Annotated in this window: 12 protein-coding genes and 1 pseudogene; 8 read left to right on the top strand and 5 right to left on the bottom strand. The window is 44.7% G+C overall.

The window, feature by feature from the left end; all coding sequences use genetic code 11:
• Positions 1–458 precede the first annotated feature (458 nt).
• Complete coding sequence (locus RIE73_RS06450) at positions 459–836, bottom strand: DUF433 domain-containing protein (protein WP_446400408.1); 378 nt, start codon at positions 834–836, stop codon at positions 459–461.
• A 183-nt stretch (positions 837–1,019) separates the two neighbouring features.
• Positions 1,020–1,151: a hypothetical protein gene (locus RIE73_RS06445; RefSeq protein WP_446400407.1), complete on the bottom strand. Its 132-nt coding sequence runs from the start codon at positions 1,149–1,151 to the stop codon at positions 1,020–1,022.
• Positions 1,152–1,192: 41 nt separating this feature from the next.
• Here RIE73_RS06445 and RIE73_RS06440 point away from each other — a divergent pair, with 41 nt between their 5' ends.
• The 4 genes from RIE73_RS06440 to RIE73_RS06425 are packed head-to-tail and all read left to right on the top strand — an operon-like array spanning position 1,193 to position 2,395.
• Positions 1,193–1,435 (top strand): UPF0175 family protein, encoded by a 243-nt coding sequence (locus tag RIE73_RS06440; RefSeq protein WP_446400406.1) that lies wholly within the window; start codon positions 1,193–1,195, stop codon positions 1,433–1,435.
• Positions 1,435–1,704: a hypothetical protein gene (locus RIE73_RS06435; protein ID WP_446400405.1), complete on the top strand. Its 270-nt coding sequence runs from the start codon at positions 1,435–1,437 to the stop codon at positions 1,702–1,704. Before RIE73_RS06440 ends, RIE73_RS06435 begins: the two co-directional genes overlap by 1 nt.
• Before the next feature lie 30 nt (positions 1,705–1,734).
• Complete coding sequence (locus tag RIE73_RS06430) at positions 1,735–2,019, top strand: type II toxin-antitoxin system TacA family antitoxin (RefSeq protein WP_446400404.1); 285 nt, start codon at positions 1,735–1,737, stop codon at positions 2,017–2,019.
• Entirely contained in the window at positions 2,009–2,395 is a 387-nt protein-coding gene (locus RIE73_RS06425) for a GNAT family N-acetyltransferase (RefSeq protein WP_446400403.1), read from the top strand. The genes RIE73_RS06430 and RIE73_RS06425 overlap by 11 nt, the downstream gene beginning before the upstream one ends.
• Before the next feature lie 100 nt (positions 2,396–2,495).
• Here RIE73_RS06425 and RIE73_RS06420 read toward each other — a convergent pair whose 3' ends face one another.
• A complete protein-coding gene (locus RIE73_RS06420; RefSeq protein WP_446400402.1) occupies positions 2,496–7,538 on the bottom strand; it encodes a beta strand repeat-containing protein in 5,043 nt (1,680 codons plus the stop codon).
• A gap of 223 nt (positions 7,539–7,761) precedes the next feature.
• Here RIE73_RS06420 and RIE73_RS06415 point away from each other — a divergent pair, with 223 nt between their 5' ends.
• Positions 7,762–8,406, top strand: coding sequence for a Uma2 family endonuclease (locus RIE73_RS06415; RefSeq protein WP_446400401.1), 645 nt, complete (start codon positions 7,762–7,764; stop codon positions 8,404–8,406).
• Positions 8,407–8,527: 121 nt separating this feature from the next.
• Here the strand turns inward: RIE73_RS06415 and RIE73_RS06410 are convergent, their stop codons facing one another.
• Both RIE73_RS06410 and RIE73_RS06405 read right to left on the bottom strand, forming a co-directional pair.
• A complete protein-coding gene (locus tag RIE73_RS06410) occupies positions 8,528–8,953 on the bottom strand; it encodes a helix-turn-helix domain-containing protein (protein ID WP_446400400.1) in 426 nt (141 codons plus the stop codon).
• A gap of 247 nt (positions 8,954–9,200) precedes the next feature.
• Positions 9,201–10,652 carry an AAA-like domain-containing protein gene (locus RIE73_RS06405; RefSeq protein WP_446400399.1) on the bottom strand — a complete coding sequence of 484 codons (1,452 nt, stop codon included), beginning with the start codon at positions 10,650–10,652 and terminating at the stop codon, positions 9,201–9,203.
• A gap of 282 nt (positions 10,653–10,934) precedes the next feature.
• Here RIE73_RS06405 and RIE73_RS06400 point away from each other — a divergent pair.
• The 3 genes and pseudogenes from RIE73_RS06400 to RIE73_RS06390 form a co-directional block, all read left to right on the top strand.
• Positions 10,935–11,291 (top strand): annotated as a pseudogene (locus RIE73_RS06400) (hypothetical protein); the annotation flags it as partial.
• 296 nt (positions 11,292–11,587) lie between these two features.
• On the top strand, positions 11,588–12,727 hold the full coding sequence (locus tag RIE73_RS06395) for an NACHT domain-containing protein (RefSeq protein ID WP_446400398.1): 1,140 nt from the start codon (positions 11,588–11,590) through the stop codon (positions 12,725–12,727).
• A gap of 425 nt (positions 12,728–13,152) precedes the next feature.
• Complete coding sequence (locus RIE73_RS06390) at positions 13,153–13,791, top strand: Uma2 family endonuclease (RefSeq protein ID WP_446400397.1); 639 nt, start codon at positions 13,153–13,155, stop codon at positions 13,789–13,791.
• Positions 13,792–14,117: the final 326 nt, after the last annotated feature.

Genomic DNA, 14,117 nt, shown 5'->3' with positions numbered 1-14,117 from the left:
GGGAGTCACGGGACGAACCGCCATCGACTGTTGTCAATTCCTCTGTTGGAGCTTGGAGAAGTCGGTGAAAATCCGACAGGAAGTCGTTAGTACCGCATGACGGCGTATCTGCATAGTTTTGCATAGATATTTTTTAGCGGTTCCAGAGATGATGCGATCGCAAACTAGAGCTTTAGGGTATGAAAATTCGTCTTGTCCCCCTATAGTTCTCTGCATAAAGGGCAATCTCGACCAGTCGATTGACGCAACGCTCTCGATATTCAGATTCACTCACGCGATCCACGTTGCCAATCGTAAGTAGGTGGACACAATTAAAGTTAACGGTTGAGATTAGGGAACAGGATGTTGCCTATTGCCTATTCCCTATTGCCTTTTCACCTAATTTTATTGTCCTAACCTCAATGCGTAGTGCTATAAAAGCTGTGCCTGCCCTCTAATATTGTGGTCAATCAGAAAGTTCATGACTTAGATTCAAGTCTGGCTTTCGCGGCTTGAAGTTTTGCCCAGGCTGTTTCTCGACCAGGTGGCGGTGGCAGTTTGGCAATTTGAGCGAAGTATTCACGGTTTTGAGCGTCCCAGTACTGCCGAATCTCTTCGTCATCTTTCACAACAGTTTGATATTCGGCTTCGACTTCAGCACGATTGGCTTCAATGTAAGACATGGCTGCATCAAATTTTTCATCCGTAATCTGGGGGAAATGCTGTCGGATCAGTGATCGCGGATATCCCCCATGAATATAGTCCATGAATTGATACAGTGTAATGCGAGTTCCGGCGATGACAAGTCCTCGTTCTGTACGGGTAATTTTTGTTGGTTGATTGGATACCGAAGCCATAGTTATAGTTTTTTATAATCTGCTTTTATCGTACCTTATCTATCCTGATCTGTGATCGCTCTTTGAGTGAAGGGGATAGGGGTTACGCGCAATCAACAGGATTTTGGTAAAGTTCCAGGTAAGCGAGTTGGCAGATTGGACAGTTGAGGAATTCCAGAGGTAGCGATCGCGTGGACATGATGGCTAGAGTCTTAACCGGGTTTGGGTTAAGGGTTGTATGCTTGGGGTGAGGCGATCGCACGATTGGGAAAACAGCGATCGCATGGATGCTAAGGTTCGCTTGTAGTTTGGGGATTCGATGCGAAATCTCAACATCGGATTGCTACGATGAAAAAAGCCGAGTCGGAGAAATTGCAATGAGTCTGGTTATTTCCGATGATATTATACAAGTCAGCGGTTTGTCAGAACGTGAATTTTTGATAGAAATTGTAATTATGCTCTTCCAACAGGAAAAAATTAGTTTAGGGAAAGCCAGTGAATTGCTGGGGATGCATCGGATGCAGTTTCAAAGGTTGCTGGCTGAGCGAGGCATTTGTGTTCATTACGATGTCGCTGAATTTCAAGAAGATCTCAAAACCTTGCAGGAAATGGGTTGGTGATGATTGTTGTCAGTAATACTTCACCCATTTCAAACTTGGCGAAGGTTGGGCAGCTAACTCTTCTGCAAGAATTATACGATAGGATTTTGATTCCGAATGCAGTTCATAATGAACTTTTGGATGAGAGGGCGGGGGAGGCTGTGATTACAGCAGTTCAAGGGGCAACTTGGTTGAGAATACAGCCAGTTCAAAATCAGGAATTGGTTGGTGAATTGCGAAGTCGTGTGAATGTGGGAGAAGCTGAGGCGATTGTCCGCCCCAATAGCTAGACTGTGAATTAAGCGAACTAGAGAGCAAAGATGCCGGAAACCTCTCAACCTAAAGATAGTAGGATTGATTTAAGGGTTACTCAAGAGCAAAAAGAACTCCTAGAACGGGCAGCCGCCTTGAAAGGAGTTTCTTTAAGTGCCTATACTCTTTTTTACTTGGTTCCCATCGCTAGACAGGAAATAGATATCCATGAAAGGCTAGTTCTGTCAAATCGCGATCGCGAGTTATTTATGTCTGTGATGGAAAATCCGCCGCAACTGAAGGGAAAGCTCAAAGCTACTATCCAAAAGTTTCGGGACAAGTATGATAAGTAGTGAACTGAGATGGGACGTTCTGCCGATTGAGAAAAGATATCAACGAGATGCTTTTGACTGTGGCTATCGAGTTCTCAATGAATATCTCAAGAAATACGCTCGGCAAAATCATCAAAAGGGAATTGCTAAAACCTTTGTGGCTCTTCCAGCATTAGGTGGACTAAAGGTGGATGGTTACTATACTATCAGCGCCAGTGTCATTGAGTACGAATCTTTTCCTGAATCTTATCAACGAAAGATGCCTGCCTATCCGATTCCCGCTACGTTAATTGGTAAATTGGCAGTGGATAATACTGTTAAGGGACAAGGTTTGGGAGGAGAACTTTTAGCCGATGCCCTCTATCGTATTGTTCGTGCGGCTAGATTGGGTTTGTAGTCGGGGCTTTAGCCCCTAATTTTATGGGTTTTCTATTGAAGGTAGCAAGTGAGTAGATTGACAAAAGGGCAAAAATGCCTTGATTAAGGATCAAGAGCTTTTATTGACTTCCACAAGTGCGAAAATCCATGCCAATATTCACTCGTTTGCCTTGATAGGGTTCAGCGGTAAGTATCACTGTGCCATCCTGGTCAACAACCCAACCTTGGGCTTCAATTAAAGGTTGCGGATCAGGTTGAGGACGCTGAGAATTAGTAGGAGTTGGGGATGGAGAACTCTGACTGGATAACCGTCGCGTATCTTCCCAAATTGCCCGCCCAGACAGGTATTGACTGGGAGAATGAGGAATTCCACCGCGTCCGGTGACCACAAAGCGATCGCCTGTATCCGCTGGACAGCCGGACATGATTTGCCCAGAGGGATCAGAGAAAGTTGAGGGCAGTTCAATTAACCCTCGTGAGGGGTCAATATTCGGCGTATTAATCACAATTCGACCATCAATTCCTAATTCTGAACTTGCTGTAATATCACTTTTGGGCGTTAATTGGTCACTCACTTGCAACCCTAAAATACTTTGAGTAGTAATCGTAATATTGCCACCATTTCCCTCAAATGCATTCGCCGTAATATCACTATTTTCCGACAGCACCCCCACAATAAAATTAGCATCAACTGTCAGATCTCCCCCATTACCACCGCCACTGGCTTCGGTTCCTGCACGGGTGGACAGTTGACTATTATTTCGCAAGATAAATGTCTCGGCTACTTTGAGATAGATATTCCCCCCTTCTCCGGATAAACTCGTTGCTGAAATTAACCCTTGATCTAAGAACAGAGAGCGGACATCAATATTGATATCCCCAGCATTGCCTGTCCCTGTGGCACTCACCGACACCGCCGCGCGATCGCGAATATTTAATTCACTCGTGGGACTATTAATATTGATATCTCCCCCATCGCCGGATGCGGCTTGAGTTGAGGAGGCAAATAAACCCGTACTTAGGAGAGTCCCTTGATTATTGGGGTCAGACAGTTCAATCGACTCCGACACATTCACATTTAAATCACCCGCTTGTCCAGAATTAAAGGTGGTGGTTAGTACCTGCGCTCCCCCGCGTGCAACCAGCCGAGGAGAGGTTAGGGTAACATTGCCTGATGCCGCTTGATCAAAGGTTCCCGAACCTAACAGAGAATTGTCTAACTCGATCCGATTCGTCGCATCAATCTGAATATTTCCCCCCCTACCTTGATTGAGAGTGGTGGTAGCAATCAATCCACCATCACGGGCAATAAAATTGGGGGTTTCAATGAAGACATTACCTGCCCTTCCTTCTCCATCCGTAACCGTGACAATTCCCTGACTAAAATTATCCAGGGTGAGCGTATCGGCAAACGCCGGACGCACAAATTGCTCTTGCAACGCCTCAAATCCTGCCCCCATGACTTCAACGGATTCGGAAGCGCGAATCTGAATATTCCCACCCTTTCCAGAACCCGATGTCGAGGCATTAATCCGACCATTATTCAGTTGCAAACTCTCTAAATTCAGTCGAATAGCACCCCCATCTCCGAAACCACGGGTTGCTGATGTGATCTCTCCACCTTGTTCGACAATCAATTCTTGGCTAGTAATATCTATATCGCCAGCATTGCCCGATTCATTCGGCGAAAATGCATCCGTGGCGATGGAACTAGGAAAACTGCCATCCGCCGACCTGCCAATCACTTCAATTAACTCAGCATTTTTAATCGTTAATTGTCCCCCATTGCCCTCTGCTCCGGCATTTCCGAGGACGCCAGCACCATTGCGAAGGCTCAAGTTACGCACATCTAAGGTTAAGTCTCCGGCATTTCCATTACTCCCCGTAGACGTGCTGATCAAAGCGCCGTCCGTTATAGAAACGTTCTCCGCATTTAAAGTTAAATCCCCAGCATCTTCACCCAACGTTCCCGTACCGATACCGCCCTCTCCTTGTAAAACGATGTCTGTTGCATTAACGGTTAAATCTCCCCCCTCACCCTGATTCACAAACGTAGTAATTCCGCCACCGTCGCGAATAGATAATCGCCCGGTATTAATTGTTAAGTTGCCAGAGTTACCACTACCTAAAGCTGATGTGGAGATTCCTGTATCTCCTTGTAAGGGGATTTGAGCCAATTCAACAGGATTGGGATTAAACGCACCAGGTTGATTGCCAATAATTTCGATAGACTCCGTGGCATTAATCGTGACATCTCCCGCATTACCACTATTCTCCAGAGCAGTATTAGAACCAACCCCCACGGGGAACTCAATCGTTGTCTCCGGATCTTGGATAATCGTTAACCGACGGGTATTGAGGATAACATTTCCGGCATAAGCAGAACCAGACTCAACAAATGTACCAATATTACTATTACGAATGACCACATCATCAGCAGCATTGACCTGCACCATTCCCCCTTGAGTCTCATTCGAGGCAAAAGCAACAATCGGCGCATCTTTGACTTGCAGTGATGGAGCAGTAATTGTAATTCCCTGAGCTACACCAGACCCCCGGCTAATGGTTGAAATACCACCGGTTCCAGTTACCGATAACAACCCACCACTGGTGAGTGTAATTTGTCCTGCCATTCCTTCCTGAGATCTTGAGGTGATATCGACACTCACACTAATATTTCCGCTAGCATCAAGGAAAATATCTCCGGCTTGATTGATACCTTGGCTAACCAGCGCCGCCGTAGTTGCGATCGCGCCATTTTCACTTTTGAGGGTGATATTCCCCCCAGCTATTTCTCCACTTGAATCGATATTCCCATTCACACTAAGGTTCTCGCTCGCCTCAACAGAAATATCACCTGCTTGATTGCTACCTTGACTAACCAGCGCCGCCGTAGTTGTGATCCCTCCATTTTCGCTATTGAGGGTAATGTTCCCGCCGATTTCTCCCCTTGAACTGATATTCCGGTTAACACTCAGGTTCTCGCTTGCATTAAGTGAGATATCACCCGCTTGATTGCTACCCTCGCTAACCAGAGGTGCCGTAGTTGCGATCGCGCCATTTTCGCTATTGAGAGTAATGTTCCCCCCGATTTCTCCCCTTGAGCTAATATTTCGATTAACACTCAGATCCCCGATCGCATTGAGTGAGATATCTCCAGCTTGATTCTGGGAATTAGCAATAATACTTCCCATCGTCGTTAGATCTCCAGCAGCATCAACAGAAATCTTTCCCGCTTGATTGATACCCTCACTCACTAGAGGCGTCGTAGTTGCGATCGCGCCTTTTTCGCTATTGAGGATAATGTTCCCGCCGATTTCTCCCCTTGAACTGATATTCCCATTAATATCCAGATTCCCGCTAGCATCAACAGAGATATCACCCGCTTGATTTAGACTATCGCTGATCAGCATGGCGGAGGTAGCGATCGCACCTTTTTCACTTCTCAGGGTAATAGTCCCGCCTATGCCTTCCGTGGAGGTTGCGGTAATATTCTCACTAACACTCAAATCACCGCTCGCCTCCAGTAAAACCTCACCCCCTTGATTGATCCCATCGCTAGTCACAAAATCCGTGGTTGCGATCGCCCCGTTTTCACTTTTAATGGTGATATTACCGCCATTGTTCGCCACGACATCCCCGCCAATCGTTCGTCCAGTATTTACCAGCCCTGTAGTGACATTACCCAAGGCAAACAAAGTAATATCACCACTGCTGCCGCTATTGCCTAAAACATCGGCGCTGCTGATTGTACTATTGGCGGTGTTAATTTGACTGGTATCGGCAAAGGTTCCGGAGGTAATCTCGATTCTCCCACCCAGGGATGTCAGAGTAGAACCCGGATTCATCAAAAACTGAGCGACTCCAGCATCCCGTTGAGACGCGATCGCGTTTTCGTCATTAATTTTGGCAATAAAGTCTCCACCATCGAGAATGATTAGCTGACCATTAGCAATAGTAATCGAACGTCCTGCCTTTAACGTTAGACTATTGCTTGATGGGCTAAAAAGACTCTGATTAATAGCAATATCATTATTTGCCTGTAACGTGACAGAGTTAGTGGCGAGAGCCGAGCCAAGCACATTACCATTAATAATCGATACCTCTGTTGGATTCGTCTCAAAGGTTTGCCCATCAGCGGGGTCACTTCCATCCGCTTGAATCCAAATATTTTTTGGGTCGAGTAACAGGGTTCCCACGTCTCCCAAAGGAGCGGTTGTATCCACGATTCCGGTAAACTCTAAATATCCACCAGATACGTCCACAAACCCACCATTGGATTGAGGCGTGTCACTCGCACCACGGGCGGTAATCGTTCCTTCAAATTGCGTTGTTTCATTGCCCCGAATAATTACGCTACCGCCATCCCCCTGATTCAGAGAATCGGCTTGAATTTGCACGCCCTCAGCAATGGTTACTTGTTCCCCTTGACCAATAGTGACGCTACCGCCACCTGTAAGAGAAGAGACATCAATTCTGGCAGTTTCTAATAACTGAACCTCCTCACCGAATACCTGAATCGTACCGCCGGGAGCGGTCAATGAACCCGTACTCATCACCCTATCTCCCGCTAGCGTCAAGGTTTGTCCTGTACCGACGCTTAACTGTCCCTGATTGCGAATTTCCGCTTGCTGTTGACGCAGGGCGTCTAAAAATAAGACACCGGGTTGAATCGCCAACAGTTGACTGTCTTGGGGATTAGTCGCCCGAAACATGCCATCGTCTCCCAACTGAATCCCATCAGCGGTACTAGCAACAAAAGAACCCGCGACATCTAATTTGGCATCCGCACCAAAAAGAATGCCATTGGGATTGAGTAAAAAGAGGTTAGCATTGCCATCAACGCCTAAAGTACCAAAAATATTTGATCGGTTATCCCCTGTAACCCGCGTTAGGATATTGGCGATGCCATCCGGATTGGCAAAGTAAACCTGTTGGTCTACATTAACGTTAAACTCAGTAAAACTATGGAACAAGTTACTCCCCCGCCTTGCCCCACCTTCAATGAAGTCTCGCACATCTTGGGGACTAACGATAGAGTTTTCCGTGCCTAACGTATTATCGGGGATTAACTGAGCCTGAACCGTCGGATTGAAGAGGGTTAGCCAGATTAACGGCAATGTCAACGTCCGCCCCTGTTTGAGAAACTTGATTATAGTCATCAATCCTAGCCCCCTGCTTCTCGCCAACCCCAACTCTCATAATACTCCAAGAATGGAAAAGAACAAGGGCAATGGAGAAGGTAGAGGGATGGGGGACTCATCTTCGGGATTTGCTGAATTAATCGGGAAGCTATACTATACAAGGGGGAAAGCCATTTTTTACCCAATAATTACTTTCGTTTTTACCCCCCTACAAAAGGGATAATTTTGTCAGGAATAGGTAATGACAACAGCTACGTTTGAACTAGGCGAACATCGGGTCATTCTGTCAAATATCAGTTGGCAAACGTTTGAGCGGTTACTTGCAGACTTAGGGAAAAACCGCTGCGCTCGTTTGGCTTACAATGACGGAGTATTAGAAATTATGACGCCCTTAGGATCTCATGAAAATAATAACCGCTTTATTGAAAGCTTAATTGGCGCGATCGCGGATGAATTAAATCTCAACCTCAAACGGTTTGGCTCTCTCACTCTGAAGCGAGAAAAACGACAAAAAGGGGGAGAACCTGACTCCTGTTACTACATCCAAAATGAACCAAAAGTTAGACATAAACAAGAGATTGATTTGGCGAATGATCCGCCACCCGATCTAGTATTAGAGATTGACATTACCAGTGGTTCTATGGATAAACTCCCAATTTATGCCGCGATTGGTGTACCAGAACTGTGGCGTTATGATGGACGTAAACTCGATGTATTTGTTTTATCTCCAGAATCAACGAGTTATCAATCTGTGGAGAAAAGTCCGACGTTTCCATGGCTATCTTTAGCCGCAATTCCTCGGTTTATTCGGCAAAGTTTAGCGGATGGAGAAACTGCAACATTACGGGCGTTTCGGACTTGGGTGAGAGAACAGCAGTCGGATTAGAGATGGTACACAGACAGATTCCCGACTTCTTGGAGAAGTCGGGGATCTTGATTAGAATACTTTACCTCATCAACCTGAAATCTGCCGTATTTATTTTATCAATGCGTAAATCCTACAACCGTTAGGAATACTCCGCAGAGAACTGAAGGAAATAGTTTTGTGCTTCTTTGATTAAATTATAGTAGCTTGAGTTGGATTTAAAATTGATACCATATTTATCTCTTAAATAACGTTTGATCGTCTCTAAACCCTGATTCTCGTCTTGATTTAACCACTTCATTACATCTTGCTTCTGCTGTTTGGTCAAATAACCACTAGAGCCTTTGTAAGATAATTTAAGCCCTTCTAGTCCAGATTGTTTAAACCGCTTATTCCATTTACTGATAAACCCATTCGATACATTGAGAAACTCAGCAATCGAGTTATACGTCCATCCTTGAAGAGTTAATTTTACCACCATAGCTCTTTTCAATTCTCTGGAATCTGAATTGTTTTTAACCCACTCGTCTAACGCTTGGATTTGTTTTTCTATATGTTTAGCTTCCATCTAGGATTTTATTCAAGAACTGCGGCTTTCACTTGACTAAATCAATAATAACAGTTACTTTTGACTCGAAACATACAGAAAAATTCATAAAAAGTGACTAATTTTTGAGTAGTTTCAAGCGGTTATGCATTGTTTAGCACTTTTGTCAATATATAAAAAGTGGTAATTTCGCTAAAACTTCGTCATTTCTGGTTCTTCTCTCCAGACGCACCCGATCAGAACCCATCCGGAACAGGTTCCTCTGCGGTTACTCACTGTCTGCGTCTTGACACTTGATGATGCGATCGCGAAAATAGTACCGATACAAATCACAACTTAGCCTCACCTGGTTTCCCTCCAGAGTGACCAGTCCCATACTGTGCAGCTTAAACCCTTGCACCTGTTCCACCTCAATCGGTTCAGTGGTGCTAAGAACTTGGTTAAACGCCGTCGCCAGTTCAGGATTATGTTGCAGCGTCCACAAATGTCGATGCAGATGGTTGGCATAAATTCCCGTCTCCGTTGCGGCTGTTTTCAGGATCTGCTCAAAGGTGAAATCCTGTCTAGCTAAATGGTATAATGTCAGCCGGATCAGATAAGGATGACCCCCGACAAGCTGCATCATCTGAGTTATTTGTTCCGCTTCTAAGCTCAATCCATGACGCCAAGTCAAGTCTTGTACCTGTTCCCGACTCAGGGGTTCTAAATCAACGCCTAACCCGACATTAAACGGAGACTGATTGATATTTAAAGGCACATAGACCTCGGTTGATTGAATTAGCACCAAGCGTAACCGTTGCCAAATTGGATCAACTTTAGCTTGTTCATGCCAAGACCGCAATAGGGTGAGAAATTCTTGGACAATATTCACCTGTTGAAAAATCAGGCTCAATTCTTCTAAAACTAAGACAATCGGCTGATCAATTTCGGCTAAAATATATTCTCGAATATAGAGAGCGCAACTCATCTTACTGCCCAAATCCTCATCCCAATAGTCATTGAGCCTCGACTCTAACTTTAATTGGCGAGTCAAGCTAGCACATAACCAGCGCAACATCTTATTCAAGTCGCTAATCACCGTTTCTTCGACTTGCTGAAAATCTAAAACGACTGTTTTATAATTATTGGCGATACCACGACTGAGTAAGCGATGAACTAACGAGGTTTTGCCAATTTGCCTCGGTCCTTTAATTCGGATCAACGTGCCCGGTTTAAGCAGTTCCCGATAACATTGGGCTTCGTAAGGAACTCGCTCGATATAAAAGGGAGAGTTTAAGGGAACACTGCCATCGGGCAATTCCAGGTCAACGGTGGGCAAGATGGTCTGACCCGACGGCTGAATAAGCGGTGTTGGTGAGGATTTTGCCTGATCTGAACGCTCAGCTTTAGCTGATTTAATCCCTAATTCATTATCATTAAAAACCGCTTTTAATGTTAGTTTATTTGGCGCCATTAAACGCCGTTCAAGGACAGAGCGAACGCTTGTTTTAGTAACTTTCTCTTCCAGTCCTTGGGAAAGCATTCTCCACAACTGAGGCGCAACAGATTGCTTAATATAACTTTCCGAATAGCCCAATTCGTGAGCCATTTGGTCATAGTTTTTCTTGGTCTCTTGCCACGATTCCCGCAGGATGAACCGTTGCAAATCATTCAGATGCTGCCCAGTCTTGCTATAGACTAAGGCGTCGGCTAATTCCACGATGTCTGCACTTGCGCTCATATTTGCGATCGCTAATGAGTATCATACCCCAATTTTAATCCTTTCTCGGACTCAGGGGAACGTTATTGCTTTTACCCTATAGGCTAGGACAGATTGAAAAGCTGGAGTTGAGACTACGATGGTGATAGGTAGGGCAATGCCATGCTATCCTCGCTTCGGGAGAATTGATTCGGTAGGGACACTTCGACTATCCCCGGATTTCTCACAAAAAGATGAAAAAAAGGGTTCAAACTCTGCCAAAATAAGGACTGTGCGACTTATTCACAGGAGACTAAAGCAGCAATGTTGAAGCCCCATGGTTATGAGCCAAGCACTTATCCCATATTCTACCAAAGTCTTCAAACTTATTTCCCCGGTGCATTACCCATGCCAGATTACATGCAAAAAACCTATTATTACTTGAAATCTCATGGATTTGAAGATGAAAACACGATGGGAATGGCAGCACTGTGTCGGGACGAAATTACTGACTCTTTACTCAATGAAGTGATTAAATACTGGGGCAAAACCTTTAATTGTTGTAGCCTTGCCGGATTTGTGTTGATGGGCAAAACCGGGTTGGCAGCCGCAACAGACCACGTTCCGATTTTCGATGGAATACGTCGTTTTACGTTCTTCGCCATGCCTCATATTGCAATGTGAGAACGAGCGAGTAGAGAGTTGAATTAAACCCTAGAATATCCGTCACAAACTTAATCATATAGTTACATATTAAGTCTAGAATTGTAAATATATAAAAGTTCATAAAAATTGAGTAGTTATTCAGCAATATCTGGTTAAATCCATAAATTATTGATTTTGTCAATACCTAAAAATTCAGGAGTTCAATCCCTAAAACCTGAAACACCTTTGCCAACTCTGGCGCTAACTCTGGCGTCGCTTTAGCCGATCAACAGTTAGAGATTCAAACGATTGATTATAAAGATAAGCAGGCGATGTTGCATCGGGTTGCTTATCAGATGCAAGCAGTAGAGAAAGGGTTGGCGGGTAATCTGATTGCGGCGGATGAGTTAGAGAGGATTTTGACGGATTATCTGAAAACATTAGATATCAATAATCCCAGGGCGGTGGCTAGGGTGATGATTAAGCAACTGCGGGAACGGAATTTTATCTTATGTTTCATGGGGGCGGATTATTATGCCTTTGTGCATCGGACATTTTTGGAATATTTCTGCGCCTGGGAATATGTTCGGCAGTTTGAGAAAAAACAAACGATTTCTCGGGATAAGTTGAAAACCGAGGTTTTTGGCAAGCATTGGCAGGATGAGTCTTGGCATGAAGTGTTACGGCTGATTGTGGGGATGATTGAGCCAAAGTTGGCGGGGGAAATTATAGATTATTTGAGGAATCAGCCGGGCGAAGAGGAACAGTTTATTAATGTGTTTCTAGCGGCGGATTGCCTTTCTGAGGTGCGGAACCGTTCGGTTATCGCATCAACGGCGACTCAATTAATTAATCAGATTAAGGGGTTAATTCAGTATGACTTATCTTATTATTACAAACCTTATGGAGAGGATTTCCGTTTAGTTCGGGAAATTCGCACCCAAGCGGTTGCGGCAATTGCGACAACCTGGCATGATTCTCCAGACACTTTACCTTGGCTGAAACAAAAAGTCAAATCTGATGACGATGAGACTGTGCGATATGCAGCAGTAAAAGAAATAGCCAAAGGCTGGAAAGATGACCCAGATACCTTACCTTGGCTGAAACAAAAAGCCCTATCTGATGACCATTGGGATGTGCGATGTGCAGCGGTGCAAGAATTAACCAAAGGCTGGAAAGATGAGCCATGGCTATTTAAATTATTACGCGATCGCGCTCTCAATGATCCCTTTGTACGTGAGGATGACTTGCAATTTCATCCTCGGCAATTAGCACTTAAAATTATTATTAAACAATATCCTGATCATCCCCAGACTCTACCCTTGCTGCGAGACAGAGCCGAAAATGATCCTGATGATAAAGTTAGGAACTTTGCTCAGAATAAATTAGCAAAATTAGAGAAAAAAAAAGCGATATATGATATAATTTTAAACATAAATTTTGTTTACACAATCCAATCTAAACAACGTTAGTGTTAAGTAAAATTGCACTAACTTTCGAGTTTGTAGTCAGCGCTTTAGCGCTTCTGGCACGCTTCGTGCCTACTACGAAACCCGCTTAATCAGCGACATTCGTGTTGTAGGGGCGGGTTTCACAACTATCTTTTTGGTTGCACCCAGATGTGACTAAACCCGCCCCGACTCAGATGTTTAAACTTCCCATGAAAACAAAGGGCGACCCGATCGTCTGTAGGGGCGGGTTTTACCGATAACATGCTCTTCAAAACTGGTAACTTATGTAAACCCGCCCTGTTTCTGGAGTTGTCAATTTATGCAAGCGGGTCGCCCCTACAGGGGAATCATATTAGAGGGGCAAACTTTGATAGAATTTAATCAACATCCCTCAACGACAGCACAACAACGTATGACCAAGTAAATTTAACTTAGGTTTTAATACTATGACACTCGCCAAAGAAGAAATTATTTATCCCTCTAGTGATGGTAAACCCATGGCAGACAGCACCCTTCAATATCAATGGATTACCAAAATCCAAGGCGGCTGTGATGCTTTATTTAAAGATGACCCGAATGTATTTGTCGCCGGAGACTTACTTTGGTATCCAGTTGAAGGCAACAACACCATCTCCCAAGCACCGGATGTAATGGTTGTGTTTGGCGTACCAAAAGGCGATCGCCGTTCCTACCTGCAATGGCGCGAAAACAATATCCCGCCGCAGGTTGTCTTTGAAATCCGTTCCTATCATGACAGCCAGACTAAAATGGATAAAAAACTGGCATTTTATAACCGTTATGGTGTCGAAGAATATTACCTCTATGATCCAGACAACAAAGACTTGAGAGGGTGGCAAAGAATAGAAGGACTATTAGAAGTCATTGAACCCATGTCCGGCTGGGTCAGTCCGCGCTTAACTGTACGGTTTGAACTAACAGAAACAGGTTTAGAATTATATCGACCAGATGGGCAACAGTTTTTGTCCTATTTGGAATTAGAACAACAGCGAGAACAAGAAGCGCAACGCGCTGAACGATTAGCGGCAAAATTGCGGGAGTTGAATATTGATCCAGATAGTCTTTAAGGCAATTTAGAGGTTCGTAGTTGCGCTTTAGCGCCATAAGCGTTCGCATCGCTTACGACAAAAGTTATTGTGCGTTACGCTACCCTTTGAGAACGCTACGCGAACGCTAACTTCCAGCCCTCACCCCCAGCCCCTCTCCCAAGCTTGGGAGAGGGGAGCAAGAGGGGAGCAAGAGAGTCCGGTTCCCCTTCTCCCATGCAAAAAAAGCGAAGCATTCTCTGTCCTCCCCCATGGAACAAAAAGCGAAGCATCCGCTGGCTTCCCCATGGAACAAAAAGCGAAGCATCTGCTGGCTTCCCCCTTTTTAAGGGGGACGGGAGGGGGAT

Origin of the sequence: Coleofasciculus sp. C1-SOL-03 (genome assembly GCF_040220555.1) — a bacterium.
In the GTDB taxonomy this organism is placed as follows: Bacteria; Cyanobacteriota; Cyanobacteriia; order Cyanobacteriales; family Coleofasciculaceae; genus Coleofasciculus.
The sequence above is the reverse complement of the archived record's forward strand: the minus strand, read 5'-3'. Positions and strand labels throughout refer to the sequence as shown.

Bases quoted from the DNA above. Each gene is read 5' to 3' on its own strand.
- RIE73_RS06450 (WP_446400408.1), bottom strand. From the start codon at position 836: ATGGCTTCGGTATCCAATCAACCAACAAAAATTACCCGTACAGAACGA.
- RIE73_RS06445 (WP_446400407.1), bottom strand. From the start codon at position 1,151: ATGTTGAGATTTCGCATCGAATCCCCAAACTACAAGCGAACCTTAGCA.
- RIE73_RS06440 (WP_446400406.1), top strand. From the start codon at position 1,193: ATGAGTCTGGTTATTTCCGATGATATTATACAAGTCAGCGGTTTGTCA.
- RIE73_RS06435 (WP_446400405.1), top strand. From the start codon at position 1,435: ATGATTGTTGTCAGTAATACTTCACCCATTTCAAACTTGGCGAAGGTT.
- RIE73_RS06430 (WP_446400404.1), top strand. From the start codon at position 1,735: ATGCCGGAAACCTCTCAACCTAAAGATAGTAGGATTGATTTAAGGGTT.
- RIE73_RS06425 (WP_446400403.1), top strand. From the start codon at position 2,009: ATGATAAGTAGTGAACTGAGATGGGACGTTCTGCCGATTGAGAAAAGA.
- RIE73_RS06420 (WP_446400402.1), bottom strand. From the start codon at position 7,538: ATGACTATAATCAAGTTTCTCAAACAGGGGCGGACGTTGACATTGCCG.
- RIE73_RS06415 (WP_446400401.1), top strand. From the start codon at position 7,762: ATGACAACAGCTACGTTTGAACTAGGCGAACATCGGGTCATTCTGTCA.
- RIE73_RS06410 (WP_446400400.1), bottom strand. From the start codon at position 8,953: ATGGAAGCTAAACATATAGAAAAACAAATCCAAGCGTTAGACGAGTGG.
- RIE73_RS06405 (WP_446400399.1), bottom strand. From the start codon at position 10,652: ATGAGCGCAAGTGCAGACATCGTGGAATTAGCCGACGCCTTAGTCTAT.
- RIE73_RS06395 (WP_446400398.1), top strand. From the start codon at position 11,588: ATGTTGCATCGGGTTGCTTATCAGATGCAAGCAGTAGAGAAAGGGTTG.
- RIE73_RS06390 (WP_446400397.1), top strand. From the start codon at position 13,153: ATGACACTCGCCAAAGAAGAAATTATTTATCCCTCTAGTGATGGTAAA.